The 24,981-nt window shown below is 69.5% G+C and carries 22 protein-coding genes; 9 read left to right on the forward strand and 13 right to left on the reverse strand.

Features of this window, described 5'->3' with window-relative positions:
- Nucleotides 1–138: 138 nt before the first annotated feature.
- A complete protein-coding gene (gene mntR, locus GXW71_RS19750; protein ID WP_211854313.1) occupies nucleotides 139–612 on the forward strand; it encodes a manganese-binding transcriptional regulator MntR in 474 nt (157 codons plus the stop codon).
- A gap of 24 nt (nucleotides 613–636) precedes the next feature.
- Here mntR and GXW71_RS19755 read toward each other — a convergent pair whose 3' ends face one another.
- Complete coding sequence (locus tag GXW71_RS19755; RefSeq protein WP_211854314.1) at nucleotides 637–882, reverse strand: hypothetical protein; 246 nt, start codon at nucleotides 880–882, stop codon at nucleotides 637–639.
- Nucleotides 883–999: 117 nt separating this feature from the next.
- Nucleotides 1,000–2,055, reverse strand: coding sequence for a LacI family DNA-binding transcriptional regulator (locus GXW71_RS19760; RefSeq protein WP_211854315.1), 1,056 nt, complete (start codon nucleotides 2,053–2,055; stop codon nucleotides 1,000–1,002).
- Nucleotides 2,056–2,260: 205 nt separating this feature from the next.
- Here GXW71_RS19760 and GXW71_RS19765 point away from each other — a divergent pair, with 205 nt between their 5' ends.
- The 4 genes from GXW71_RS19765 to GXW71_RS19780 are packed head-to-tail and all read left to right on the forward strand — an operon-like array spanning nucleotide 2,261 to nucleotide 6,493.
- Entirely contained in the window at nucleotides 2,261–3,229 is a 969-nt protein-coding gene (locus GXW71_RS19765; RefSeq protein WP_367617334.1) for an alpha/beta hydrolase, read from the forward strand.
- Nucleotides 3,226–3,993: a glucose 1-dehydrogenase gene (locus GXW71_RS19770; RefSeq protein ID WP_211854316.1), complete on the forward strand. Its 768-nt coding sequence runs from the start codon at nucleotides 3,226–3,228 to the stop codon at nucleotides 3,991–3,993. Before GXW71_RS19765 ends, GXW71_RS19770 begins: the two co-directional genes overlap by 4 nt.
- A gap of 41 nt (nucleotides 3,994–4,034) precedes the next feature.
- Nucleotides 4,035–4,835 carry a glucose 1-dehydrogenase gene (locus GXW71_RS19775; RefSeq protein ID WP_211854317.1) on the forward strand — a complete coding sequence of 267 codons (801 nt, stop codon included), beginning with the start codon at nucleotides 4,035–4,037 and terminating at the stop codon, nucleotides 4,833–4,835.
- 26 nt (nucleotides 4,836–4,861) lie between these two features.
- The gene (locus GXW71_RS19780) at nucleotides 4,862–6,493 is read left to right on the forward strand and encodes a flavin-containing monooxygenase (RefSeq protein WP_281417388.1); all 1,632 of its coding nucleotides are present in this window, start codon (nucleotides 4,862–4,864) and stop codon (nucleotides 6,491–6,493) included.
- Here GXW71_RS19780 and GXW71_RS19785 read toward each other — a convergent pair.
- The 5 genes from GXW71_RS19785 to GXW71_RS19805 form a co-directional block, all read right to left on the reverse strand.
- A complete protein-coding gene (locus tag GXW71_RS19785; RefSeq protein ID WP_211854318.1) occupies nucleotides 6,466–8,337 on the reverse strand; it encodes a glycoside hydrolase family 15 protein in 1,872 nt (623 codons plus the stop codon). The genes GXW71_RS19780 and GXW71_RS19785 overlap by 28 nt on opposite strands.
- Entirely contained in the window at nucleotides 8,334–9,863 is a 1,530-nt protein-coding gene (gene zwf, locus GXW71_RS19790) for a glucose-6-phosphate dehydrogenase (protein WP_246526718.1), read from the reverse strand. The genes GXW71_RS19785 and zwf (GXW71_RS19790) overlap by 4 nt, the downstream gene beginning before the upstream one ends.
- Nucleotides 9,864–10,082: 219 nt before the next feature.
- On the reverse strand, nucleotides 10,083–10,706 hold the full coding sequence (locus GXW71_RS19795; RefSeq protein ID WP_211854320.1) for a FecR family protein: 624 nt from the start codon (nucleotides 10,704–10,706) through the stop codon (nucleotides 10,083–10,085).
- Nucleotides 10,707–10,826: 120 nt separating this feature from the next.
- The gene (locus tag GXW71_RS19800) at nucleotides 10,827–13,784 is read right to left on the reverse strand and encodes a beta strand repeat-containing protein (RefSeq protein ID WP_211854322.1); all 2,958 of its coding nucleotides are present in this window, start codon (nucleotides 13,782–13,784) and stop codon (nucleotides 10,827–10,829) included.
- Nucleotides 13,785–13,917: 133 nt separating this feature from the next.
- The gene (locus GXW71_RS19805) at nucleotides 13,918–14,466 is read right to left on the reverse strand and encodes a TetR/AcrR family transcriptional regulator (protein WP_211854324.1); all 549 of its coding nucleotides are present in this window, start codon (nucleotides 14,464–14,466) and stop codon (nucleotides 13,918–13,920) included.
- Nucleotides 14,467–14,606: 140 nt separating this feature from the next.
- Between GXW71_RS19805 and GXW71_RS19810 the strand changes: the two genes are divergently transcribed.
- Complete coding sequence (locus GXW71_RS19810) at nucleotides 14,607–15,851, forward strand: MFS transporter (protein ID WP_211854325.1); 1,245 nt, start codon at nucleotides 14,607–14,609, stop codon at nucleotides 15,849–15,851.
- Nucleotides 15,852–15,894: 43 nt separating this feature from the next.
- Here GXW71_RS19810 and GXW71_RS19815 read toward each other — a convergent pair whose 3' ends face one another.
- Nucleotides 15,895–17,049, reverse strand: a complete 1,155-nt coding sequence (locus GXW71_RS19815) for an acyl-CoA dehydrogenase family protein (protein WP_211854326.1) — start codon at nucleotides 17,047–17,049, stop codon at nucleotides 15,895–15,897.
- Between the two features lie 143 nt (nucleotides 17,050–17,192).
- On the opposite strand from GXW71_RS19815, the gene GXW71_RS19820 reads away from it, so the two are divergent.
- Entirely contained in the window at nucleotides 17,193–17,909 is a 717-nt protein-coding gene (locus tag GXW71_RS19820) for a winged helix-turn-helix transcriptional regulator (protein WP_211854327.1), read from the forward strand.
- Nucleotides 17,910–18,701: 792 nt separating this feature from the next.
- Here GXW71_RS19820 and GXW71_RS19825 read toward each other — a convergent pair.
- From GXW71_RS19825 to GXW71_RS19840, 4 genes are all read right to left on the reverse strand, one after another.
- Complete coding sequence (locus GXW71_RS19825) at nucleotides 18,702–18,998, reverse strand: hypothetical protein (RefSeq protein ID WP_211854328.1); 297 nt, start codon at nucleotides 18,996–18,998, stop codon at nucleotides 18,702–18,704.
- A 308-nt stretch (nucleotides 18,999–19,306) separates the two neighbouring features.
- A complete protein-coding gene (locus GXW71_RS19830; RefSeq protein ID WP_211854329.1) occupies nucleotides 19,307–19,531 on the reverse strand; it encodes an amphi-Trp domain-containing protein in 225 nt (74 codons plus the stop codon).
- 106 nt (nucleotides 19,532–19,637) lie between these two features.
- Nucleotides 19,638–21,122: a glucose-6-phosphate dehydrogenase gene (gene zwf, locus GXW71_RS19835; protein ID WP_211854330.1), complete on the reverse strand. Its 1,485-nt coding sequence runs from the start codon at nucleotides 21,120–21,122 to the stop codon at nucleotides 19,638–19,640.
- A 134-nt stretch (nucleotides 21,123–21,256) separates the two neighbouring features.
- Complete coding sequence (locus GXW71_RS19840; RefSeq protein ID WP_211854332.1) at nucleotides 21,257–22,249, reverse strand: helix-turn-helix transcriptional regulator; 993 nt, start codon at nucleotides 22,247–22,249, stop codon at nucleotides 21,257–21,259.
- Between the two features lie 90 nt (nucleotides 22,250–22,339).
- Between GXW71_RS19840 and GXW71_RS19845 the strand changes: the two genes are divergently transcribed.
- Both GXW71_RS19845 and GXW71_RS19850 read left to right on the forward strand, forming a co-directional pair.
- A complete protein-coding gene (locus GXW71_RS19845) occupies nucleotides 22,340–22,708 on the forward strand; it encodes a GFA family protein (protein ID WP_211854333.1) in 369 nt (122 codons plus the stop codon).
- A gap of 36 nt (nucleotides 22,709–22,744) precedes the next feature.
- Nucleotides 22,745–23,263, forward strand: a complete 519-nt coding sequence (locus tag GXW71_RS19850) for a cupin domain-containing protein (protein WP_211854334.1) — start codon at nucleotides 22,745–22,747, stop codon at nucleotides 23,261–23,263.
- 23 nt (nucleotides 23,264–23,286) lie between these two features.
- Here the strand turns inward: GXW71_RS19850 and GXW71_RS19855 are convergent, their stop codons facing one another.
- The gene (locus GXW71_RS19855) at nucleotides 23,287–24,957 is read right to left on the reverse strand and encodes an ankyrin repeat domain-containing protein (protein WP_211854335.1); all 1,671 of its coding nucleotides are present in this window, start codon (nucleotides 24,955–24,957) and stop codon (nucleotides 23,287–23,289) included.
- Nucleotides 24,958–24,981: the final 24 nt, after the last annotated feature.

Genomic DNA, 24,981 nt, shown 5'->3' on the forward strand with positions numbered 1-24,981 from the left:
TGTGTCAGGCTTCAGGGTGATGGTTGAACATAAACATGTAGCCTATGCTACTGGCAAGTGGCCAAGGCTGGCGGCAAGATGCGAACCGATTGCAAACGAGTGATTGCGATCAGCCGCGGGAGGCGGCACCTATCGACCATGCAAGCCCCGCCCAAACCGCGCGCCAAGTCCGCGGCCGGCCCTACCGCCACTTCCCCCCTCCCGGCTGAGGAGGCGCAGGCCGCCCGGCACTCGAGCGCCCGCGCCGGCCGGGCCTCAGCGGTGCTGGAGGATTATGTCGAGTTGATCGATGACCTGCAGGCCGAGACCGGGGAGGCCCGGACGACCGACATCGCCCGCCGGCTCGGCGTCGCGCATCCGACGGTGATCAAGAGCATCGCCCGGCTGAAGGCCCTCGGCCTCGCGGTCTCCCAGCCCTATCGCAGCATCTTCCTGACCGAAGAGGGGCGCGCCCTGGCGCAGCGCGTCCGCGCGCGGCACCGGCTGGTGGTCGATCTGCTGGTCGCGGTCGGCGTGCCGCGCACGGTCGCCGAAGCGGATGCCGAAGGCATCGAGCATCACGTCAGCGAGGCGACGTTGGAGTCCTTCGAGCGCTTCCTGCGGCGCGACTGAAGCGAAGGCAGCCGCAGCAGGCCGTCACCGGCAGGAGCAGGACCGGCCGGCACCGCCGAAGTTGCGCTGCGCGAAGTTCTGCGCGTCGGAGAGGAAGCCGAAAGTCGGCCCCATCTGACAGACACCCGAGCCGCGGGCGATGCGCATCTGCTCCGGATTGCGCGACTCCACCTCGATGCGGTCATTGGCGCAGTAGACATAGTAGTTGGCGAGCGCCGCGGTCGGTGCCAGCAGGCAGCCGCCGGCAATGGCAGCAAGCAGCATGCGCATGATCCAGTCCTCCCGGCGGCCGCGCCAGGGATCGGGCGGCCGGGCCGAGCATGAAGCCATGCCGAAATCGAAACAAGACAAACCGAGGACCGCATGAAACGGGTGATGCCCGGCCTGTCAGCTGCTCTCACGCAGGATCAGCGCGTGGCCCAGATCGCAGCGCCGCGACGGCATGGCGGCGAGATCGACGCGGCCGCCCTGACCGGCGCGCTCCAGCAGCATCGCCGCGGCCTGGCGGCCCATCTCCTCCGCCTTCATGTCGATGGTGGTGAGCGAGGGGTACATGGCGCGCGCGATCTCGGCGTCGTCGAAGCCGGTCACCGCGAGGTCATCAGGGACGATGAGGCCGCGCCGATGCGCTTCGAAGACCACGCCGACCGCCAGGATGTCGCTCGCGACGCAGACGGCGTCGAGATCGGGGCGCCTCGTCAACAGGCGCGCCAGCGCTTCGGCGCCGGCTTCCATGAGGAAGCAGCCGGCCACCTCCCGCGCTGCCGGGTCATCGGGCAGCCCGGCCTCGTCCAGGCCATCCAGATAGCCGCGGAGCCGCGCCTGCTGCCGGATGTTATTCGCGGTCGCGCCGCCGATGAAGCCGATGCGCCGGCGCCCGCGCGCGCGGAGGTGACGGACCGCCTCGCGCGCGCCCAGCCGCTGCGATACGCAGACGGAATCGACCAGCACCTCGGTCGCCGGATCGGCCCACATCTCCACCAGCGGCACGCCCGACTGGCGCACCATCGCGACGGTCTCCTCCGTATGCCCGCCGGCGAAGAGCGCGATGCCGTCGACGCGGCGTGACAGGAAGGCGCGCACCAGCGCCTCCTCCTGCCGCGGATCGTAATGGGTGACGCCGAGCACGAGCTGATAGGCGCTGGCGCGCAGCACGTCAGTCATCCCCTGCAGGGTCGGCGCGAAGGGCTGACTGATCAGCGGGATGATGGCCGCGACCACCTGGGTGCGGGAGGAGGCGAGGCCGCTTGCCACCAGGTTCGGCAGGTAGCCGGTCTGCCGGAGCGCGGCGCGCACCTTCGCGAGCATCGGCGCCGACACTGTCCCCGGCGCGCGAAGGGCGCGGGAGACGGTCATCATCGACACCCCAGCCAACCGCGCGACATCCTCCATGCGCGGCGCCATGGGCGCCGCCGGCAGCGTGTCCGTGCCGGTTGCCGGCATTGTTCCCCTGTCGGCGTTCCGCCGCCTGTGTTGCCTCACCATGCCGCCATCCATGATCCACCGGCCCGCATCCCGGAAAACGAGGGTTGCGCCCCTATCTTGATAGCGCTAACGATCGACGGGGCGTTAGCGCTATCAGCAGGAGAGTTCCGGGTTTCCCGGATGCCTGCCGAAGCCACGCCGGAGGAACCGGAGGAAAGCGATCGTGCAGGTCGTCCCGCTGCCGCCTGCCCATCCCGATGCCGAAGCGCTGCTGGAGCTGATCCGCGCGGCCGGCCGGCCGGCCTTCGAGACCCTGTCGCCCACGGAGGCGCGGCGTGTCTATGCGGCCGGGCGGACCGTCCTGCAGCCCGATCCCGTGGATGTCGCGGAGACGCGCGCGCTGATGGCGGGCACCGTCCCGCTTCGCCTCTACCGGGGCGTCGGCACCATGCCGGCCGAGGTGCTGCCCTGCCTGCTCTACCTGCATGGCGGCGGCTGGGTGTTCGGCGACCTCGACACCCATGACGGGGTCTGCCGGCGGCTGGCGAATGATGCGCGCTGCTGCGTCGTCTCCGTGGATTACCGGCTGGCGCCGGAGCACCCCTTCCCCGCCGCCATCGAGGATGCCGCCGCCGCCCTGGCCTGGGTCGCCCGCAACGCGGCGGAGCTCGGCATCGACGGCGCGCGGATCGCGGTCGGCGGCGACAGCGCCGGCGGCAACCTCGCCGCCGTGCTGGCGCTGATGGGGCGCGACGGCAGCCTGCCGCGGAGCGTCTTCCAGGCGCTGCTCTACCCCGCCACCGATCTGACCATGGCCAGCGGCAGCTATGCACGGATCACGGAAGGCGTGCCGCTGACCGCGACGACCATGCGCTGGTTCATCGACCACTACACGCCGGACCCCGCATCCCGGCAGGACTGGCGCGCCTCGCCCCTTCGCGCCACGAGCCTCGCGGGCCTGCCGCCGGCGCTGGTGCTGAGCTGCGGGCTGGATCCGCTCTGCGACGAGGCACGGCACTATGCCGAGCGGCTCGCGGCGGAGGGCGTGCGGGTCACGGCGCTGCATCTCGGCGACCATATCCATGGCCTGCTGACCATGGGCCGGCTGATCGGCATGGCCGACGGCATCACCACCTTCGTCGCCGCGGCGCTCAGCGACGCCTGGCGCACACCACCGGGGGCCACGCCATGACCCGCCTGCTCGAGGGCAAATCCGCGCTGGTCACCGGTGCCGGCTCCGGCATCGGACGCGCGACCGCGATCGCCATGGCGCGCGAGGGCGCCCGCGTGACCGTGGCCGACCTCGCCGGCCCAGGCGCCGGCGACACGGTCGCGGCCATCCGTGCGGCGGGCGGCGAAGCGCAGGCGGTCGTCGCCGACGTCACGCGCCCGCACCAGGTGGCGGCGATGGTCGATGCCGCCGTCGCCGCCTATGGGCGCCTCGACTGCGCGCACAACAATGCCGGCGTCGCGGCGGGCACGCTCGGCGCCGGCGGGCAGCGCGTCGGCGACATCGACCAGGAAGTCTGGGACCGCATGATCGCGGTGAACCTGACCGGCGTCTGGCTCTGCATGAAGCACGAGCTGGCGGCCATGGAACGCACGGGCGGCGGCGCCATCGTCAACACCGCCTCGATCGCCGGCCTGGTCGGGCTGCCCGGCACCCACGCCTATGTCGCGGCGAAGCACGGCGTGGTGGGCCTCACCAAGGCCGCCGCCATCGACCATGCCGAGGCCGGCATCCGCGTGAACGCCATCTGCCCCGGCTATATCGAGACGCCGATGATCGGTGATTCGATGGCGCGCCGGGGCGAGCGCATCCTGGCCCGGGCGGCGATGCGGCGCCTCGGCCAGCCCGAGGAGATCGCGGAGGCGGTGGTCTGGCTCTGCTCGGACCGTTCGGGCTTCATCACCGGCACCACGGTGACGGCCGATGGCGGCTACATGGCAAGCTGATGCGGGAAGCCCCGCCGAGGCACGGTTCAGGGAGGATGAGCATGGATTTCCGGAACAAGGTCGCGCTCATCACTGGTGGGGCCGGCGGCATCGGGCGCGCGACGTCGCTCGCCTTCGCCAAGGCGGGCGCGCGCGTGGTCGTGGTCGACCGCGATGCGCCGGGTGGCGAGGAGACCGCGCGGCAGGTGCGCGATGCCGGCGGCGAAGCACGCTTCGTGGCGGCCGATGTGACGCGCTCGGCCGAGGTGCGGGGCTATGCGCAGGCAGCACTCGATGCCTTCGGCCGGATCGACTGCTTCTTCAACAATGCCGGCATCGAGGGCAAGGTCGCGCCCACCGCCGAATACGACGAGGATCTTTTCGACACCGTCATCGCGGTGAACCTGAAGGGCGTCTTCCTCGGGCTGCGGCACGTGCTGCCGGTGATGCTGCGCCAGGGCGGCGGCGCCATCGTGAACACCGCCTCGACCGCCGGCGTCGCCGGCTCGCCGGGGCTCTCCGCCTATGTCGCCTCCAAGCACGGGGTGATCGGGCTGACGCGCACGGCGGCGAGCGAATACGGCCATGCCGGCATCCGGATCAACGCGGTCTGCCCCGGCCCCACCGACACGCGGATGATCCGGTCCCTGGAGGAGCAGTCGGCGCCGGGCGGCAGCAACAGCGTCCGGGAACGCTACCAGTCGGCGATCCCGATCGGCCGCTATGCGGTGCCGGAAGAGATCGCGAACCTCGTGCTGTTCCTGAGCTCCGACCTCGCGGCCAGCATCACCGGCGGCCAGTACCTGATCGATGGCGGGCGCCTGGCCAGCCCGGCGGCGCTGCGCAGCTTCGCTGCGCGTTGAGATCGCAGCAGGAAGGATCGGAAGCGATGCCAGACATGACGCCCTCGAAGCGGGTTGATGGGGATGCACTCGACGCGTTGATCATCGGTGCCGGCTTCTCCGGCCTCTATCAGTTGTACCTGCTGCGCGATCGCCTTGGCCTCAAGGCGCAGGTGCTGGAGGCGGCCGACGGGGTCGGCGGCACCTGGTACTGGAACCGCTACCCGGGTGCCCGCTGCGACTCCGAGAGCCATTCCTATTGCTATTCCTTCTCGAAGGAGTTGCAGCAGGAGTGGGAATGGACGGAGCGCTACCCGGAGCAGCCGGAGATCCTGCGCTACCTCAATCACGTGGCGGACCGCTTCGACCTGCGGCGCGACATCCGCCTCGGCACCCGCGTCGCCGCGGCGCGTTATGACGAGGCCGGCAACCTCTGGCATGTCACCACCGCTTCCGGCGACCATCTCTCGGCCCGCTTCCTGATCACCGCGGTCGGTTGCCTGTCGACCGCGAATGTCCCGAAGATCCCGGGCCTCGAGAGCTTCGCCGGAAGCTGGTACCACACCGGCGAATGGCCGCACGAGGGGGTGGATTTCCGCGGCAAGCGCGTCGGGCAGATCGGCACGGGGTCGACCGGCATCCAGGCGGTTCCGGTCATCGCCGCGACCGCGCAGCATCTCACCGTCTTCCAGCGCACCGCGAACTACAGCGTGCCGGCGCGCAACGCGCCGCTCGACGCGGCGTTCAAGCGCTGGGTCAAGGACAACTACGACGCGATCCGCGACGTCACCCGCGCCACCACCAATGGCCATCCCTTCACCATCTCCGACCGCTCCGCACTGGAGGTGACGCCGGAGGAGCGTCAGGCCCTGTATGAGCAGGCCTGGGAGAAGGGCGGGCTGCAGTTCCGCGCCACCTTCCGCGACCTGCTGGTCGACAAGGCGGCGAACGACACCGCCGTCGATTTCCTCAAGGCCAAGATCCGCGCCATCGTCAAGGATCCGAAGACGGCGGCCCTGCTGACCGCCTTCGACCATCCCTACGCGACCAAGCGCCCGCCGATCGACACCGACTATTTCGAGACCTACAACCGCGACAACGTCACGCTGGTCGATGTCCGCACCGCCCCGATCGAGCGCATCACGCCCGGCGGCATCCGGACGCGCGACGCCGAATACCCGCTCGACATCATCGTCTTCGCGACCGGCTTCGACGCGATGACCGGCCCATTGCTGCGCATGGATATCCGCGGCCGCGGCGGCCTGACGCTGCAGGAGGCCTGGGATGCCGGGCCGCGCACCTATCTCGGCCTGCAGGTCGCAGGCTTTCCCAATCTCTTCACCGTCACCGGCCCCGGCAGCCCATCCGTGCTCTGCAACATGCCGGTCGCGATCGAGCAGCATGCGGAGTGGATCGCGGATTGCATCGCGCATCTGCGCGACCGCGGCCTGCAACGGATCGAGGCGAAGCCCGAAGCCGTGGAGCGCTGGGTCGCGCAGGTCAACGAAGCGGCGGATGCGACCCTGCTGCCGCAGGCGGCGAGTTCCTGGTATCTCGGCGCCAATGTGCCGGGCAAGCCGCGCGTCTTCATGCCCTATACCGGCGGCATGGCGCATTACCGCAGCATCTGCGACGGCGTCGCCGCGCGCGGCTATGAGGGCTTCGCGCTCACGGATTGACTCTCAGGCGGCTTGCCCTCCGCCTTGCGCTCCGAGGACCGCCGGATCGGCCCGTGCTCGCCGAGGCCGATCGCCGTGCTCACCAGGGTGAGATGCGAGAAGGCCTGCGGGAAATTGCCGACCTGGCGCCCGGCGCGCGGATCGTACTCCTCGCTCAGCAGGCCGAGGTCGTTGCGCAGGCTCAGCACGCGATGGAACATCGCATAGGCGTCATCCCAGCGGCCCTGCATCGCATAGGCATCGGCGAGCCAGAGGCTGCAGGCGAGGAACACGCCCTCCCCCGCCGGCAGCCCGTCCGCGCCGCTTTCCGTCCGGTAGCGCAGAACGAAGCCATGGGTGACGAGTTCCCGCTCGATCGCCGCGATGGTCCCGGCGACCCGCGGATCCTCGATCGGCAGGAAGCCGACTGCGGGGATCAGCAGCAGGCTGGCATCGAGCTCCGGGCTGCCGAAGCTCTGGGTGAAGCTGCCGCGGGCGGCATCATATCCCAATTCGCACACCGTCCGATGGATCTCGTCCCGTGTCGCGCGCCAACGCTCCAGCGGCGCTTCGAAGCCGTATTTCTCGGCATCGCGGATCATGCGATCGAAGGCGACCCAGGCCATGACCTTGGAGTGGGTGAACTGGCGGCGGCCGCCGCGCACTTCCCAGATGCCGTCATCCGGTTCCCGCCAGATCGCCTCGAGATGTCGCAAGGCGCCGCATTCCAGCGCCCAGGCCGAGCCCGGCGAAGCGAGGCCGCCATCGCGCGCGAGGCGCAGCGCATCCATGACCTCGCCCCAGACGTCGAGTTGGAGCTGGCCGGAGGCGGCATTGCCGATCCTGACCGGCGCCGCGCCCTGATAGCCCGGCAACCACGGGACTTCCCATTCCGCCAGGCGCCGCTCGCCGGCGATCCCGTACATGATCTGGATGTCGGAAGGACTGCCGGCGACCGAGCGCTGCAGCCAGTCGCGCCACGCCTTCGCTTCCTCGTAGTAGCCGCCGCGCATCAGCGCGACCAGAGTGAGTGTCGCGTCGCGCAGCCAGCAGAAGCGGTAATCCCAGTTGCGGACACCACCGAGCTTCTCCGGGAGAGAGGTGGTCGGCGCCGCCACGATGCCGCCGGTCTCCGCATAAGTGAGCGCCTTCAAGGTCAACAGCGACCGCATCACCACCTTGCGCCAGCGGCCGTGGCAGGTGCAGTGCTTCGACCAGGAGCGCCAGAAGGCCAGGGTGTCGCAGAGGGCCGCCTCGGCGTCGATGGCGTCCGGCGGTGGCCGATGCGACGGGCCGTAGCTGAGCACGAAGGGGAAGCGGTCCTCCGGTGCGACCGTGAATTCGGCGGTGGTCGAGAAATCCTCGCCATGGAGCGGCACCGCGGCACGAAGCACCGCAAGGTTGGGTCCGGCGATCGCGCTAATGCCGTCGCCCTCCGGCAGCCGCGTCACCCAAGGGATCGAGGAGCCATGGTCGAAGCGGAGCGTCAGATGCATCCGCACGCGGGGCCGGCCACGCCGGCCTTCGACGATGCGCACCACGGAGGATCCGGCCTGCCCCGTCGGCATGAAGTCGATGACGGCGAAGTCTCCTTCCTCCGTCTCGAACAGCGTCTCCAGCACCATCGTCTCGCCGATATAGGATCGCGTCGCACGCATCTCTGGGCCGCAAGGCGCGATCAGCCACCGGCCATGCTCGGGCCGGCCGAGCAGCGCCGCGAAGCAGGCGGCGCTGTCGAAGCGCGGCCAGCAGAGCCAGTCGATCGATCCGTTCCTGCCGACCAGCGCCGCCGTGGTGCAATCGCCGATCAGCCCGTAATCCTCGATCGGCAGCGGCCCCCCGGCTGCTTCCGTCGCCGCGGTCATGCCTGGCCGACCGCGCGCCGGCCTCGTCCGCTGCGCGCGAACAGCGCATCGGCCGAGGCCGGCCCGTCGCTGCCTGCCGCATAGCGCTCAGGCGTACCCTCCGACCAGGCACGCAGCAGCGGGTCGACCACCGCCCAGCTCGCCTCGATGATGTCGCCACGCTGGAACAGCGTCGCATCGCCGCGCATGCAGCCATAGAGCAGCGCCTCGTAACCAACATCGGATCCTTCGGCCTCGGCATCGGGCGCCTGATAGGCCGCCTCGGCCGCCTGCAGCCGCATCGCCGCGCCTGGCGCCCTGGCGCTGAAGCCGAGCGCCAGGCGATGCTCGGGATCGATCTGGAAGCGAAGAGTATTCGGGGCCGTGCCCGCGAAGGCGAGCGAGGAGAAGGGATCGGCGGGCGGCCGCCGGAAATGCACCGCAATCTCCGTCCGCCGTGCGCCGAGGCGTTTGCCGGTGCGGAGGAAGAAGGGCACGCCTGCCCAGCGCCGGTTGTCGATGTCGAGCACCAGCGCGGCATAGGTCTCGGTGCGGCTGTCCGGCGCGACCTCGACCTCCTGCCGATAGCCGGGCACGGGCAGGCCGGCCACGGCACCTGCCGCATACTGTCCCCGCGCCGCATTCTGCGGCGTCACGGGGCGGATGCTCCGCAACAGCCGCATCCGCTCGTCCCGCGCCGCCTCGGCCGCGGCCGATTCCGGCGGTTCCATCGCCACCATGCAGAGAAGCTGAAACAGGTGGTTGGGCACCATGTCGCGCAGCGCGCCGGTCGGCTCGTAGAAGCTGCCACGCTGCTCGACGCCGATGGTCTCGGCGGCGGTGATCTCGACATGGTCGACATAATCGCGATGCAGCGCAGCCTCGAACATCACATTCGCAAAGCGGAGCGCCATGATCGCCTGCACGCTCTCCTTGCCGAGGAAATGGTCGATGCGGAAGAACTGCCGCTCCGGCGCCACCGCCAGGATGCGCCGGTTGAGCGCGCAGGCGGAGGCGAGATCCTCGCCGAAGGGCTTTTCGATCACGACGCGCCGGAAGACGCCGGGCGCTTCCCGCAGCAGCCCGGCATCGCCCAGGCGGTCGATCGCCGGCCCGAAGGCGCTCGCGGGGATGGCGAGATAGAAGACGACATTGCCCGTCAACCGATCGGCGAGGGCCGCGAAGAACTCCGGTGTGCCGATATCGCCCTGAAGATAGTGCAGCCGGTCCTGGAGCCAGCCCCAACTCCGCTCATCAATCCGTTCGGCATGGAACTCGGCGCTGGGATCGGCGGCGAAGCTGCGGATGTCCCGGTCCAGCCCGTCGCGCCACGCCGCGTCGCTCATCGCGCTGCGCCCGACGCCGATGACGCGGAAATCCGGATCGAGCAGTCCGGCGCGGGCGAGATTGTAAAGGGCCGGCATCAGCAGGCGACGGGTCAGGTCGCCAGTGCCCCCGAAGATGACGAAGGTGCAGGGCGGCGCCGGAGCGGCATCTGAATCCGATGTGATACCGGTGCTGTGATCCGGCCTCGATGTCATGCTCATGCCTGGCTCCGCCACTTCACCCCTGAGAACCACCCTCCAGAGCATGGGGTTGCGTCGGGCAAGGACAACCGGATTCTGGTCTCCCGTCGCAAGGCTGCATCCGCACAATCGCGCCACCCGGCCGGGCCAACCAGCGGTCGAGGCTCCGCGCCCAGATCGTGGCCGGGGCGTCACGATGCGCGGCGCGGTCCGGCTGCGCGGTGGCGATCGGCGGCACGGTCAAGCCACCAGCGCCAGGGCGCGATCGATGCGCGCGCGGGTCCATCGGGAAACCGGGCCAGGCGGCGCGCCCTGCCCTCGGATCTCCGCACCCTCCCCTTCCCGGAGCAGCACCGCGCCGCCGCCACTCTCCACCGCCACCAGACCGCGGAAGACAAAGACGGCGTGCCGCCCGTCGAGCGGCCCCGCGAAGAAGCGCGTGCCGCGCACGCCGATGCGGCCCCAGGGAAAGTTCAGGATGATCGGCGGGGCCGTGCCATGGCCCCCGCCCGGATGCCGATCGAGCAGCACCGGCCCGTCGAAGATCCGGAGAACTGTACCAGCGCGCGGGCCATGCGATGTGAGCGCATCGACGCGCAGGCTGGCCCGCTCGCCAAGCCGGAACTCGATGCCGCCCTCAAGCCGCCCCACCAGCCGCGCCGCGCGGCCCGTGGTGATCAGGTCCTGCCGCAGCAGCACCGATGCCGGCGCCAGTGCGCGCGGCGCGGCATCCGGGAAATGGGCCGTCGCCTCGCCCGTCACTTCCGAGACCTCGCCCACCCGCATGCGGACCGATGCGAGAGCCCGGGGTGGCAAGGCCGCGGAGAGCAGCAGTGTGGACAGGAAGCGCCGATGCAGGGACATGGCCCCTCCTTTGCAGTGGTAATTCGTGCAGCAGAAATTTGCAGCGGAAAGGGCCGGCGCCCCGCGGTCCGGCCGGTCCAGGCATGCGGGGGCGATCAGGTCACCCCCGCACGGACTGCCTCAGTTGATGAAGATGTCGGTGCCGCCGCCGCTGAGCAGGATGTCGCTCCCGAGACCGCCGATCAGGACGTCGTCGCCAATGCCGCCATCGAGGACGTCATCGCCGGCCTGGCCATCCAACACGTCGGCGCCGATGCCGCCGAGCAGCACATCCGCGCCGCCGCCGCCCAGCACAACGTCATCGCCATCGCCGCCGAGGACAACATCGGCACCGCCGCCGCCGAACATCAGGTCGTTCCCGGCGCCGCCATCGATCACCAGGCTCGGGCCGTTGGCGCCGAGGCCGGAGGCATCGATCACGTCTTCACCGCCGAGACCGAGGATCTGGATGGTGTCGTTGAGGTCGAAATGCGCGATCACCACCTGCGTCGCCAACCCATCCACCACCAGGTCGCCATTCACCAGCGACAGGGTGATGGCGTCGTCGCCATTGGTCGCATTGATCACGACGGTATCCCTCGCGCCATCCCCGACCGTGCTGCCGGGCGTGCCCGCGAGATCGATGGTGAGCTTCGCGAGGTCGGTGCCCGAGAGATCGCCGACTGTCACCGTGTCGGCGCCGCCGAGGGTCGCCACGCGCGTGGCCTCGACATCATTGAGATCCATCGTCACGGCAGCGATGTCGCGGAACAGCAGGACACGCCCGCCATTGGCGGAGAGATTGATGGTCTCGTTGACGTTGGCGCCGTTGAACACCAACGTGTCGAAGCCAGCCTGACCCTCGACCACGTCGTTGTCATCGCCCGGGTTCCAGACGAAGGTATCGTCGCCGGCCCCCATCAGGGCAATGTCGTTGCCATCGCCGCCCAGCACCAGATCACCGCCGGCGCCGCCGAGGATGATGTCGTTCCCGGCGCCAGCCTCGACCACGAGGCGAATGGCCCCCGCCGCGACGCCGCTGGCGTCGATCACATCCGCCCCTGCTCCCGCCGCGATGACGAGCTGGTCATTCGCGCCCTCCGCCTCGGCCAGGATGGTCGTTGCGGCGAGGCCGGTCACACTGGCCTGGGTCCCGAGGGCGTCGACATCGATCTGGTCGATGCCGGCGGTACCGGAGACCGTCACTTTGTCCGCGGCGCCGTCGCCCGCAGCGCCGCCCAGCACACCCGCCAGCGCGATGCGCACCAGCTTCACATCCGTGCCGGACAGGTCGCCGACCTGGAACTGGTCCGCGCCGCCGAGCGCCGCGATGTCGATGCGCTCGACATCGTTGAGGTCCATCGTCACCGCGGCGACGTCGCGGAACAGGCGGGCGCGCTCGCCGACCGCCGAGATGCTCATGGTCTCGCCGATATTGGCGCCATTGAAGATCAGCCGGTCGAAGCCGGCCTGCCCCTCGACGACGTCGTTGTCGTCACCGGGGTTCCAGACGAAATCGTCGTCGCCGGCGCCGAGCAGCGCGATGTCATCGCCGTCGTCGCCGATCACCAGGTCGTTGCCATCGCCGCCAAGCAGCACGTCCGCGCCCTGCCCGCCGGTGATCGTGTCATTGCCGGCACCGCCGTCGATGGTGAGCTTGACGGAACCGGCCGGCAGCGTCGCCGCGCTGATCACATCGTTGCCCGCGCCCATGTTCAGCAGGAGCGCATCCGTACCGGCATCCACATTGAACAGGCTGACCGCCGCCGCGAGGCCGGTGACGATCAGGCTGGCGCCGGCCCCCACCACATCGACCGCGTCATTGCCGTTGGTCGCGGCGATCGTCACCTGATCCACCTGGCCGTCCGCGGTGCTGCCGCCCAGCGTGCCCGCCAGATTGATGTTCACCTGGGTGACGTCGGTGCCGGAGAGGTCGCCGACCTGGAACTTGTCGGCACCGCCCAAGGCCGCGATGTCGATGCGCTCGACGTCATCGAGGTCCATGGTGACCGCCGCGACGTCGCGGAACAGGCGCGCGCGCCCGCCATTGGCGGAGATGTCCATGCTCTCGCCGATATTGGCACCGTTGAAGATCAGCCGGTCGACACCGTCCTGGCCTTCGACCACGTCATTGTCGTCGCCCGGATTCCAGACGAAGCCATCATCACCGGCGCCGAGCAGCGCGACGTCATTGCCATCGCCCCCGGTCACCAGGTCGTTGCCGTCGCCGCCGAGGAGCAGATCCGCGCCCCGGCTTCCGGTGATCGTGTCATTGCCGGTGCCACCATCGATGGTGAGCGTGGCGGAAGCCGCCGCGAGGGCGCTGGCATTCACCACGTCATCGCCACCATTGGCGTTGATCACCACTTTCTCCATGGTGCCGGCATCGATGCTGAAGGGCGCCGGATCCAGCCGGTCCGCCCGCAAGCGGGTGCCGTTGGTGGTCAGTGCGAAATTCTCTGCGCCATTGCCACCATTGACCTCCAGCGTGTCGGTCCCGCTGCCGCCTTCGGCGAGGTCGGTGTCGTCGCCGGGATTCCAGATGATGCGGTCATTGCCGGCTTCGCCGAACATCTGATCGTCGGCATCGCCGCCGGTCAGCACGTCGTCGCCGTCGCCACCGAAGAGGAAGTCGACGCCGCCCTTGCCGAGCAGCACGTCATTGCCGGACTGCCCGAAGAGCTGGTCGCCGCCCGAACCGCCGGTGATCGTGTCATTGCCCGCGCCGCCGAACAGGTTGGCCCTTGGCAGCGCGCCATTGCTCTCGTCCAGGGTGATGACATCATTGCCGCCCTGGCCGAAGACCTGGATCAGGCTGGTGTTCGCGACGGTCGGCGCCCCGGCGACCGGGACATTGGACAGGATCTGCCCCGCCGCATTGCGGCTGACGGTCACCGCATTGTCCTGGCTGTCGCCGAGCAGCGTCAGGATGCCGTTGGCGAAGCTGCCCGTGACAGCCCGGGTCACGATACCGCCGGGGGCGGCCGCGTCCGCGGCGACCGGGACAGTCGCAGCCTCGAAGAGCGGCATCGCCTCAGGGCCGTCGAGAGGACCGGCCGGCCGCATGCGCGCCTGCCGGGAAGAGGTGTCCGTTGCCATGGCTGGCATCCTTCGCTGTCGCCGCCCGGCTGGAACGCAGGGCGGCGGCACCATGGCGACGGCGGCGGCCGGGACGATGTTCCGGGGGGAACAGCCCGCATGCGTCAGGGCATCGGCGCTGCCGCGCCGGCAGCTACCGGTCGGCGGGCGCCTGCCGCGCGCCGGCCTGAGCCAGCAGCGCCATCGCGGCATCCTTGGCGGCAAGCGCCATGGCGGGATCGCGACGCACCAGAAATGCGGCAATGGCGCCATCGACCAGCAGCGCAAGCTGCGTCGCCAGCCCATCGGGGTCCGCGATGCCGAGGCGGTCGAGCAGCCCGCGGAACCAGAGCCGGCGTGCTTCCTTGAACTCGATCGCGAGGTCACGCACCGCCGCGCTCTCCTCGCCGAGCTCGGCTACCGCGTTGACGAAGGCGCAGCCGCGGAACTCCGCCGTCCCGAAGCTGCGCCCCAGCCGGTCGAAGGTGCCGAGGATCTGCTCGAGCGGCGGCCGGTCGGAATCCGGCAGCGGCTGCAGGCGCCGCTCGAGATAGGCGAGCACCAGTGCGTCCTTCGACGGGAAGTGGTTGTAAAGCGTGCGCTTGCTGATCCCGATCTCCGCCGCGACGGTGTCGACGCCGACTGCGCGGATGCCGCGGCCATAGAACAGCCGGTCCGCGGTCTCGAGGATCCGCTGCTTCATCGGGAGCTTCGCCGAGGGCAGTTTCATTGATACACCGATCTGTGTAATTAGTATTGACTCTATGGCCTTATGGAGAAAACATGCCAACACAGACCGGTATAAACAAGGGCCTTCACCCAAGCGGATAGGGAAGGATGCACATGAGCAAGTTGGCGGCCTTGCGGCCGGTGCTTCCCATCCTGATCGGGGCGTCGCTGATGCTGAGCATCGGCATGGGGCTGCGGCAGAGCCTCGGCATCTTCGTGCAGCCGCTGACCCGCGACATCGGCATCAGCATCGCCGATTTCACGCTGGCGATCGCCGTGCAGAACCTCGCCTGGGGCTTCCTGCAGCCGGTCGCGGGTGCGCTGGTGGTGCGCCTCGGCTTCCGGCCGGTCATGGTCTTTGGTGCCGCCGCGCATGCGGCGGGCCTCCTGCTGCTGGCAGGCGCGCAGGGCCAGGTCAGCGTGGTGCTGGGTGCCGGCCTGCTGATCGGCCTGTCGCTGGCCTGCTCGGCGATCGCCATCGCGCTCGCGGTCGGCACGCGGGTGGTGCCGGCGGCGCTGCGCAGCACGACGCTCGGCATCATCTCCGCCGTCGGCTCGCTCGGATCGCTGCTCGCGGCGCCACTCGGCCAGATCCTGGCCGAGGATCATGGCTGGCGTGCCGGCATCCTCGGCTTCGCGGCCCTTGCCATGCTGATGCTGCCGGCGGCCTGGGTGGCCGGCGGCGCCGATCGGGTGCCGATACCGGAAGCCGGGCGCGGCGAGGCGATCCCGGCTGCCGCATCGGGCGGCGCGGCGGCAGCAGCGCGGATCGCGCTCGGCACGCCGGCCTTCGTCGTGATGACGACGGCCTATTTCGTCTGCGGCATGCAGCTCATCTTCCTGACCACGCATCTGCCGAGCTACCTGACCATCTGCGGCATGGACCCGATGCTGAGCGCCGAGGCGCTCGGCGTGATCGGCGGCTTCAACGTGCTCGGCAGCCTGTTCTTCGGCTGGGCCGGCGGGCGCTGGAACAAGCAGGCGCTGCTCGGCCTGATCTACCTGCTGCGCTCGCTGGCGCTCGGCGCCTATTTCGCCTGGCCGCCGAGCGAGGCGAGCACGCTAGTCTTCGCGGCGGTGATGGGCTTCCTCTGGCTCGGCGTCGGGCCGCTGGTCGCGGGATCGGTCGCCGAGATGTTCGGGCTGCGCTGGCAGGCGATGATCAGCGGCATCGCCTTCATGTCGCATCAACTCGGCAGCTTCCTCGGCGCCTATGGCGGCGGGCTGATCTTCGACGCGCTCGGCTCCTATGACCTCGCCTGGCGCGCTGGCGTCGGGCTCGGCCTGCTCGCCGGCGTGGTGCAGATCGGCTTCGCGCTCGGCCGCCCGCGCGGGCCGTCGCTCGCGACGGCGGGTTGAATGCGCATCCCGTTCGGGCGATGCCACCCGAACGGGAGCTCCCTTAGAAGATCTGCGATACCGGCAAGCCGAGCGCCATCGCACCGGCATAGCGGGCCTGGGGACCCGCCTGCAGTGGATGGAAGCGCGCGCCCTGGATGTCGCGGAACAGCCGCTCGAGCCCATGCTTCCGCTGGAAGCCCGCGCCTCCCGCGAGTTCCATCGCCAGCTCGACGGTCCGGATCGCATGCTCCGCCAGCAGGGCGCGCCCGGTCATCACGTCGTTGACGCTCTCCGCCGAGGGCGCGTTACGCTCGACCGTGTCGATCATCCAGCCATGGGCCAGCCGCGCCGCCCGCAGCGCCGTCTCCATCCGGCCGGCACAATGGAGCAGGTCTTCGCTGGGCGGCTTCTGCGTGGCGATCCCGATCGCGATGTCCCGCGCATGTTCGGCGACGCCGAGATAGGCGGCGTAGATCAAGGGAAAGGCGATGGTGGCGATGATCTGGAACACCGGATGCCATTCGCCCGCCTTGCGCTGGAAGGCGACCTGCGCGTCCGGCACGAAGAGCCCGTCGATGACGATGTCGTTCGATCCCGTGCCGCGCATGCCGAGCGCGCGCCAGTTGTCCAGGACCGTGACCTCCGGCGCCTTCATGGGCACTGCGAAGTGGATGACCTTGTCATCGGCGCCGTCGCGCAGGATCGCGCCGGTGACCAGCAGGTCGCCGGCCGGCGAGCCGGAGGAGAAGACCTTCCTGCCGGAGATGCGATAGCCGCCTTCGACCTTCACCGCCTCGCCCGATCCGCCGATCCAGTCGGAGCCGCCGCTGGAGAGCAGGATGATGCGGTCCTTGGCGACGCGGCGCAGCAGCGGCTCGACGGCCGCCACATTCTGGTGACGCCAGCGCCAGGCCGGGATCGCGACCTGGTGGGTGTGCATGGAGAAAGCGAGCGCCGTCGAGCTGCAGCCATGCGCCAGCAGGCGCAGCATCTCCGCCAGATCCCGCACCCCGGCGCCCATGCCGCCGAGCTCCTGCGGCACCCCGGCTTCGATCAGCCCGGCCTCTTTCAGCAGGGCGTAGTTGTCGGCGACGAAGCCGTCGGCCGCGTCGAATTCCGCCGCCCGGTCCGCCAGCATCGGCACAAGCCGGCCCACCCTGTCGGCAAGGATTTCGGCGCTGCTCTCGATAGTCCCGGTCATTTCCGCGGCGCTCATGGTCGTCTCCCTTTTTGGTCTGGCCTTGGGGGACCGTGGCAAGTGCTTTCGGGCGCAACCAGTGCAGGAACTGTATCGATATGACCCCTGTCCCGGCCCGCTTGGCGCTATGATGCGGAGGGCGTCCGGCGACGGAGGGGTCCATGGGCGATCAAGGCAGCTACGGCCAGTTCTGTCCGGTGGCGATGACCTCGGAAATCCTGTGCTCGCGCTGGACGGTGCTGCTGATCCGCGAGCTTCTCTGCGGCACGACCCGCTTCAATGACCTGCGCCGCGGCGTCCCCCGGATGTCGCCGACGCTGCTGTCGAAGCGGCTCAAGGAGCTGGAGCGCGCCGGCGTCATCGTCGCGCGGCCGGACGGCCGGGGGTTGACCGAATACCGCCTGTCCCAGGCGGGGGAGGATCTGCGCCCGATCGTGCTCGGCATGGGCCAGTGGGGCCAGCGCTGGGTGGAATCCGAATTGTCCCTGAAGAACCTCGATCCTTCGCTGCTGATGTGGGACATGCGCCGGAACCTCGATCCGAAGCCGCTGCCGGAGAAGCGCTGCACGATACAGTTTCAGTACCCCGAGCTTTCCGAAGCCCGGCGCAAATGGTGGCTGGTGGTGGATCGCGGCACCGTCGATCTCTGCAGCTTCGATCCGGGCTTCGAGGTCGACCTGTTCGTGACCGGCTCGCTCCGGAGCATGACGGCGATCTGGATGGGGATCTCGGCGGTCCCGCGGGAGGTCGCGGCAGGGCGCCTCGAGCTACTCGGCGACATCCAGCTCGCGAAGACCATGCAGCAATGGCTCGGCCTCAGCCCCTTCGCCGCCGAGCCACGGATGCGCCCGTCTCCAAGCGAGCATGCTCCAGCGTAGCTGCCGCGGCCCGGCGACGCCGTTCGGCAGCTATCTGGTCTTCGATCTGACAGCCGGACGCGTCGTCGCCGTGAGGATCGCCACGGTTCGCGACGTTGCAGCAGCTTGGGCCGTCGCCGAAAACGCAGGGGCAGCCGCGAGAGCTGATCGCACCCGGGCGCCTCCTCCACGTGATCAGGCCTTCCCGGGACCCGCCCGCCGTTTGCGCCCGGTCGCCTGGGCCGCGCCTGCCGCCGGCCCCTGCCGCACCTGACCGGCGGCGGATGTCGCCTGTGGCTGGCGGGCCATCTCCTGGGCGAACCACAGCACCATCTTCCGCCCCTGCGGGTCGAGCCTGCGCCAGAGGCGCCGCAATTCCTCCCAGGCGGCGTCGCGCGGCCTGCGGTCGGCGCGCGATGCAGGCTGATCGGCTGCTGTCCGTCGACGTATCGGCACTTACCGTCGCCCACCCCTGCGGTGCTGAGACAGAGGGACTTCCGGCACCGCCGCGCCGGCGCAAGCCACGCAGATCAATAGCGGCGACACTCGCCAACTCCGGCGGACGAAGAAAATCGGTATACGATTCCTGGTTGGCGGACAATACGTCTCCAACCGCGCGAATCCCTGGCTCAGGGCGCGGCAGACGTGATTTCCGCGGCATGAATCCCCTCTCGGGCAATGATCCAGTGCCGGTTGGCAGCCGGCAGGTGCAATGGGCGGCCGCTTGCCTCCGGTGCGGGAATGGTGTCAGCCAAAGGCCGCACGACTCTACTTATGGTAGAGTGGATTTATTTTATGCGCCCCATTTCGCCATCAATCCATATCACGACAGGCTTCTTCATTGGTCGGTGGCGGGCACTCCTGCATTTCCGCGTCCCGCCTGACGGCCCTTGCACGGCCATTGCGCAGCATCCCGAGAATGACGTGCATCTCGCCGCTCACATGGACCTCGCCGGTGGCCATTCGCCGCAGGCGGCGCTTGATGTTCGATGCCGGCCGGCAGTCGCCATTGCGGATCATGAATTTGGCAAAGCCGCCGATCGTGAAGCCAAGTTCCGCGAGTGTGGTCCTGAACATTGCGGCGCCTGCGGAATCGAATGGTTCGACCATCGCGACGCTCCCGAATGAATCGCCCTCTGATTGATGCAGTCTCCTGGAATCTCTACTGTCTCGCAGTGATGGAAATCACTCCGCCCAACGCTTCGCGCACACGTGTCGTCCGCTACCGGCAGCGCCAGTGACGCTCCATCGCCGACAGCGCCCGCCGGGCGGCGCCGGCCGACATCATGGATGTCGGCGTCGCCCGCGCTTGCCTGACCTCACGTCGTGTCAGTCGGCCGACCGGCGGCACGCTCCGTGTGGCGGCCGGGCCCTACGAAAACCCGACATCCTGCGGCGGCCACGCGATCGGGATCTGTTCAGGCTTCCCGGCTCCGCCAGCTCACCTGGAACTCGATCTCCTCACGCCCTTCGTCGCGTTCATGCTCGATCGAGACCACCGCGCGCGCCGGCACGTAGATCCTCTCGCCGGCGATCTGAATCTCGAAGGGCTCGTCCGCCTCGAGCGCATCGGCGAGACGGCGCAGCTTCGCGATGAAGTCAGGCAGCGGATAGATCTTGTCGATATCGCGATCGGGCTTCATGGCGCGCTCCCCAGCCGGTGACCCGCGACGGGTACCGCATGGCAAGGGTCAGTGGGATGACAATGGCAGAACGATCGCGTGGCCATCCGGAGCCGCCGGGCGGCCCTTACGCGCCGTCCTCGTGCCAGGTACGACCATCGCGCTCGATCAACGCGATCGCAGCCGACGGGCCCCAGGTGCCGGCCGGATAGGGCCGCGGCGGTTCCCCGCTCGCCTGCCACGCTGCGATGATCGGATCGACCCAGCCCCAGGCCGCCTCGACCTCGTCGCGGCGCATGAACAGCGTCTGGTCGCCGCGGATCACATCCAGCAGCAGGCGCTCATAGGCCTCCGGCACATGTACGCCGAAGGTGTCGGAGAAACTCATGTCGAGCGGCACTTGGCGCAGCCGCATACCGCCCGGCCCGGGATCCTTGATCATCAGCTCCAGCTTGATGCCTTCATCGGGCTGCAGCCGGATCACCAGGCGGTTGGGCGAGATCGGCCCGGCCGCGCCATCGAAGACCGAATGCGGGATGGCGCGGAAGGTGATGACGATTTCCGAGACCCGTTCGGGCAGCCGCTTGCCGGTGCGCAGATAAAAGGGGACACCGGCCCAGCGCCAATTGGCGATCTCCGCCTTCAGGGCGATGAAGGTCTCGGTCTGGCTCGGCTGCGCGCGTTCGCCGAGCTCCTCCAGGTAGGACGGCACCGCGGCGCCATCGGCCATGCCCGCGCGGTACTGGCCGCGCACGGTCAGCGCAGGCACCAGGCTGCCATCAATGGGCTTCAGCGAGCGCAGCACCTTCAGCTTCTCGTCGCGCAGCGCATCGGCATCGCGCGCGCTGCGCGGCTCCATGCCGACCAGGCACAGCAGTTGCATCAGATGGTTCTGCACCATGTCGCGCATGGCGCCCGCGGTGTCGTAGTACCCGACCCGCTGCCCGACGCCCAAGGCCTCGGCCACCGTGATCTGCACATGGTCGATGTGGCCCGCATTCCACAGCGGCTCGAACAGCGCATTGGCGAAGCGCAGCGCGAGCAGATTCTGCACCGTCTCCTTCCCGAGATAATGGTCGATGCGATAGATCTGGGTTTCGTGGAAGATGTGGCCGATCGCCTCGTTCAGCGCATGCGCCGAAGCGAAGTCCGTCCCGAAGGGCTTCTCCACCACCAGCCGGGCGCGCTCGCTCACCAGCCCATGGGCGCCGATGCGGCGGCATATCTGGTCGAAGAGATCGGGCGCGGTCGCCAGATAGAAGGCGCGGATGCTGTCGGGACGCGCCTGCAACAGGACGCGCAGCTCGGCCCAGCCGTCGTCGCTGCGCCCATCCGCGGTCACCAGGAACAGCCGCTGCAGGAAGCGGTCGATCGCGGCGCGGGCATCATCGGTGCGCGCGCTGGCTTCCGTGAGCGCCTTGCCGATCTCCTCGCGATAGGCGTCGGTGGAGCCCGGCCGGTGCGAAACGCCGATGATCCGCGCGCTGGGCGGCAACTGCCCGGCCAGATCGCGATGATAGAGCGCCGGCATGAGCTTGCGCCGGGCGAGGTCGCCGGTGCCGCCGAAGACGACATAGTCGAACGGCTCGGTGACGATGATCCGGCTGGTCATGGCGCGGCCCCACAGGGTGCATTCCGGGCCGGGGCCAACAAGCCGCCGGCGATCGGTGTTGCGGTTGATGCATGTTGCTCGGACGCAGCTTGGACACGGGCCGGGCCCGGTTCAACCTGCCAGAGACGGGAGCGTCACCCGCGCGATGCATTGCCGGCCCCCGGCTCGCGGTAGAGCGCTGTCATGCCGGCCGCGACCTCGGCCATCTTCGCACGCAGTTCCGGCGGGTCCAGCACCTCCGCCTCCGCGCCAAGGCGCAGGCAATCGACCACTGCTTCCCAGAGCGTGCCGATCGGCAGCGTCGCGATGCGCCAGCCATCCGCATCCGCCGCCGCTTCGATCCGGGTGCCCGCCCGGACATAGGGGGAGCTGAAGGCCGCCAGCAGCTTCACGCCCAAGGATGACAGCCGGAGCTTCGCCGTGCCCGGATGCAGTTCGGCATCCAGGCGCTCGGTCGTTGCTTTCCAGAAGGCAGCCAGGTCGAAATCCCGCGGCCGCTCGAAATGCCCGTCGAGCGATGCGAGATCGAGGATGCGGGCAATGCGGTAGGTCCGCACGCTGCCCTCCACCTGGCCGGCGAGATACCAGGCGCCGCTCTTGAGCACGATGCCGAGCGGCTCGACGCGCCGCTCCTTCTCCGCCTTCCAGCTCCGGTAGCGGATCCGGATCGGGCGTTGCCGCCAGACCGCATCGGCGATCGCCGGCAGATGCGCCGGCTGCTCGGCCTCGCCGAACCAGGCGGGGGCATCGAGATGGAAGCGCGCGCGCATCCGCTCGGCCCCCATCCGCAATTCCTGCGGCAGCGCCGCCAGCAGCTTCACCTGCACCGCCGCCATCACCGCGCCGAGGCCGAGATCGGCGGCGGGGCCCGAGAGGCCGGTCAGGAACAGCGCCTCGGCCTCCTGCGGCGACAGCCCGTTCAGCCGGACCCGATAGCCGTCGAGCAGGCGGTAGCCGCCCTCCGACCCACGCTCGCTGTAGACCGGGATGCCCGCGGCGCTCAGGGCCTCGATGTCGCGATAGATGGTCCGGAGCGACACCTCGCAGTCATCGGCGAGCGCCTGGGCCGTGACCCGGCCGCGCGCCTGCAGGGTGGTGAGTATGGAGAGCAGCCGGCTCGCCCGCATGACGCGCGCATGATGCCCCAACCTGACAGAAACTGACAGGTATGGGCGCGTATCCTCACACACTGATCCACAGACAGAGAGGGGGTGCTGATGACGATCAAGGGAAGCTGCCACTGCGGCGCGACGCGGTTCGAGGTCGCTGAGGCACCGGAGCAGGTCGTGCGCTGCACCTGCTCCCTCTGCTCGAAGCGCGGCGCGCTCTGGGCCTATTACACGCCCGTGCAATTCCGGCTGACCACCCCGCACGAGCAGGTCGCCACCTATCGCTGGCAGACCAAGCTCGTGGCGCATAATTTCTGCTCGGTCTGCGGCTGCGGCACCTTCTCGGAATCGCCCGACTGGTCGACCGGCCGGCCCGACCGCAGCAACCCCAAGATTGGCGTGAATGCGCGCCTCTTCGATGACTTCGATCTCGAGGCGGTGCCGGTCTCCGTCATCGACGGGAAGAACCTCTGGTAACGGCGGCGCATCCGCACACGGCAGGAGGCAAGCATCATGACGCACCCGATCATCAACATCACCGATATCGACCCTGAGCCGCGCCCGCCGCACTTCGCGCCAACCGGCGCCGCGGCGGAGCGCTACGACGCCAGGATGGGCGTCATCGGCGCGCGGATCGGCGCCCGGAAGCTCGGCTACAACCTGACCGCGGTGCCGCCCGGCAAGCGCGCCTTCCCCTTCCACAATCACCAGGTGAACGAGGAGATGTTCTTCGTACTCGCGGGTACCGGCACGCTCCGCATCGGCGACAGCTCCCACCCCATCCGCCAGGGCGACGTCATCGCCTGCCCGCCCGGCGGCCCCGAGACCGCGCACCAGATCATCAATACGGGGGAGGAGGAGCTGCGCTACCTCGCGATCAGCACCAAAGTGACGCCCGAGATCTGCGAGTATCCGGACAGCGGCAAATACGGGATCCTCGCCGAACTCGCGCCCGGCGCCGATGGCAAGCCGCGGAGCTTCGCCGTGATCGGTCGGGAGGGCCAGGGCGTGGACTACTGGGAAGGTGAGTAGCCCACGCGCCGGTCGTCGGTCCGCTATCCTGACGCAGCGCCGCCGCCGTGCATCAGCTCGGCGGCGTCGACCAGGCCGCGCCGGCGGGCGACCTGCTCGGCGGTCAGGCCGTCCTTGTTGGTCAGGGACGGGTCGGCACCATGCGCGAGCAGCAGCTCCGCCATCTCGACCGCCATATCCTCGTCATCGGGCAGGGTGAAGAGCGGCGTGACACCGGCGCGCGGATCGGCATGGTTGGCGAGCCCCGGTTCCGCAGTCAGCAGCGCGCGCAGCCGCTCCGTCATGCCGAGCCAGGTGAGATCGAGCACATCGCGACTGAGCGGCGCCAGCAGCTCGGCCATGTCGCGCCGACCGAAATGCGCGGCGAAGCCGAGCGGGCCGCCAAACTGCGTGGTCGGCCGGTCGATGTCGGCGCCTCCAGCGATCAGCAGCTTCGCCACCTCCATGGCGCCGCTGGCGACGGCATTGTGCAGGCCGCGCTGTTCCGTCGCATCGCAGACATCGACATCGACGCCGAGTTCGAGCAGCAGCGCGACGACATCCGCCCTTCCCTGCCGCGCCGCGGTCAGCATGGTCCAGGCATCCTGCAGGCATTCGGGATGCTGCGCCGCGAGCGCCTGGGCGGCGTCGCGGTCGAGCCGCATGCAGGCCGCCCGGAACCCCGCCAGACCTTCCAGCGGCGCCGCGGCCGCGCCATGGCGCTCCAGCAGATTGGCCATGGCAGCATGGCCGTAGGTCAGCGCCTCCTCCCGCAGCGGGGATCCGGAATAGGCATGCACGCCATCCGCCTTGGCGCCATGCGCCAGCAGCCATTCGGCGCGCCGTACATGGTTGTAGGCCACGGCATTGCCGAGCAGGTAGTCGATGGCCGCCATCGGCACCCGTCCGCCGAGCTTCGACGGCTCGGCGAGCCAGTCCGCGGTCCTGCCGCGGCTTTCGCAGTGCCTCCAGAGAAACTCCAGCCAGGTGGTGTCGTCACGGGTGATCGAGGTGTTGTAGAGCGCCTGAGTGTCATAGGGATCGGCGCCGCGCTCGATCAGCAGCGTGGCCAGCGCCGCCGCCTGCGGATGCGGCGGCTTGTCGCCCTCGCCTTCGCCGATCACGCCGGTGAGGACGGTGAAGGGATTGTCCCAGCCATCGGAGAAGCCGGCATTGGGATCGGCGCCGCGGTCGAGCAGCATCCGCGCGATGGCCAGGGCCTCGGCATCCCCGCCCGGCAGCCGCGCATAGGCGAGGTAGAGCAGCGGCTCCCAGCCGAGCGGCCCGCCCTTGCGGCCGGCCGCGGCCGGATCGGTGGCGAGGCGACGTTCGACCGCGGCACGGTCGCCGGTCGCGACGGAAGTGTAGAGGCTATGCGCCCGGAGCTCCGGAGAGCGCGCCAGGAGGCGCGCCGCCGCCACCGGGTCACCCTCCCAGGCGGAGCGGAGCAGGATCTCGGCCTGCTCCGCCAGCGAGCGCCGCGCCAGCGCCAGATCGGCCAGCGCCTCCCGCAGCGCTGGCCAGCCCGGCAGGCCATGCTCGCGCGCCAGTGCCCATTGCACGTCGCGGAGGCCAGGCATGGCGGGCGCGGCGGGCAGCGCCGCGGCCAGGCGCTGCCGCGCCTCGGCATCGCCGGCGCGCAGGTCGCGGAGCCAGCGCTTGGCTTCCTTCCGCAAGGTCTCGAGGCTGGAATCAGGGGTGAGCCGGCGGCTCATGGGCGTCCTTCCTTCCGTTCGCCT

The organism is Plastoroseomonas hellenica, assembly GCF_018129085.1.
Taxonomy (GTDB): Bacteria; Pseudomonadota; Alphaproteobacteria; order Acetobacterales; family Acetobacteraceae; genus Plastoroseomonas; species Plastoroseomonas hellenica.

Bases quoted from the DNA above. Each gene is read 5' to 3' on its own strand.
- GXW71_RS19785 (WP_211854318.1), bottom strand. From the start codon at position 8,337: ATGACCGCGGCGACGGAAGCAGCCGGGGGGCCGCTGCCGATCGAGGAT.
- GXW71_RS19775 (WP_211854317.1), top strand. From the start codon at position 4,035: ATGGATTTCCGGAACAAGGTCGCGCTCATCACTGGTGGGGCCGGCGGC.
- GXW71_RS19780 (WP_281417388.1), top strand. From the start codon at position 4,862: ATGCCAGACATGACGCCCTCGAAGCGGGTTGATGGGGATGCACTCGAC.
- GXW71_RS19850 (WP_211854334.1), top strand. From the start codon at position 22,745: ATGACGCACCCGATCATCAACATCACCGATATCGACCCTGAGCCGCGC.
- GXW71_RS19825 (WP_211854328.1), bottom strand. From the start codon at position 18,998: ATGGTCGAACCATTCGATTCCGCAGGCGCCGCAATGTTCAGGACCACA.
- GXW71_RS19810 (WP_211854325.1), top strand. From the start codon at position 14,607: ATGAGCAAGTTGGCGGCCTTGCGGCCGGTGCTTCCCATCCTGATCGGG.
- GXW71_RS19755 (WP_211854314.1), bottom strand. From the start codon at position 882: ATGCGCATGCTGCTTGCTGCCATTGCCGGCGGCTGCCTGCTGGCACCG.
- GXW71_RS19815 (WP_211854326.1), bottom strand. From the start codon at position 17,049: ATGAGCGCCGCGGAAATGACCGGGACTATCGAGAGCAGCGCCGAAATC.
- GXW71_RS19770 (WP_211854316.1), top strand. From the start codon at position 3,226: ATGACCCGCCTGCTCGAGGGCAAATCCGCGCTGGTCACCGGTGCCGGC.
- GXW71_RS19840 (WP_211854332.1), bottom strand. From the start codon at position 22,249: ATGCGGGCGAGCCGGCTGCTCTCCATACTCACCACCCTGCAGGCGCGC.
- mntR (WP_211854313.1), top strand. From the start codon at position 139: ATGCAAGCCCCGCCCAAACCGCGCGCCAAGTCCGCGGCCGGCCCTACC.
- GXW71_RS19855 (WP_211854335.1), bottom strand. From the start codon at position 24,957: ATGAGCCGCCGGCTCACCCCTGATTCCAGCCTCGAGACCTTGCGGAAG.
- GXW71_RS19795 (WP_211854320.1), bottom strand. From the start codon at position 10,706: ATGTCCCTGCATCGGCGCTTCCTGTCCACACTGCTGCTCTCCGCGGCC.
- zwf (WP_246526718.1), bottom strand. From the start codon at position 9,863: ATGAGCATGACATCGAGGCCGGATCACAGCACCGGTATCACATCGGAT.
- GXW71_RS19830 (WP_211854329.1), bottom strand. From the start codon at position 19,531: ATGAAGCCCGATCGCGATATCGACAAGATCTATCCGCTGCCTGACTTC.
- GXW71_RS19800 (WP_211854322.1), bottom strand. From the start codon at position 13,784: ATGGCAACGGACACCTCTTCCCGGCAGGCGCGCATGCGGCCGGCCGGT.
- GXW71_RS19760 (WP_211854315.1), bottom strand. From the start codon at position 2,055: ATGCCGGCAACCGGCACGGACACGCTGCCGGCGGCGCCCATGGCGCCG.
- zwf (WP_211854330.1), bottom strand. From the start codon at position 21,122: ATGACCAGCCGGATCATCGTCACCGAGCCGTTCGACTATGTCGTCTTC.
- GXW71_RS19845 (WP_211854333.1), top strand. From the start codon at position 22,340: ATGACGATCAAGGGAAGCTGCCACTGCGGCGCGACGCGGTTCGAGGTC.
- GXW71_RS19820 (WP_211854327.1), top strand. From the start codon at position 17,193: ATGGGCGATCAAGGCAGCTACGGCCAGTTCTGTCCGGTGGCGATGACC.
- GXW71_RS19805 (WP_211854324.1), bottom strand. From the start codon at position 14,466: ATGAAGCAGCGGATCCTCGAGACCGCGGACCGGCTGTTCTATGGCCGC.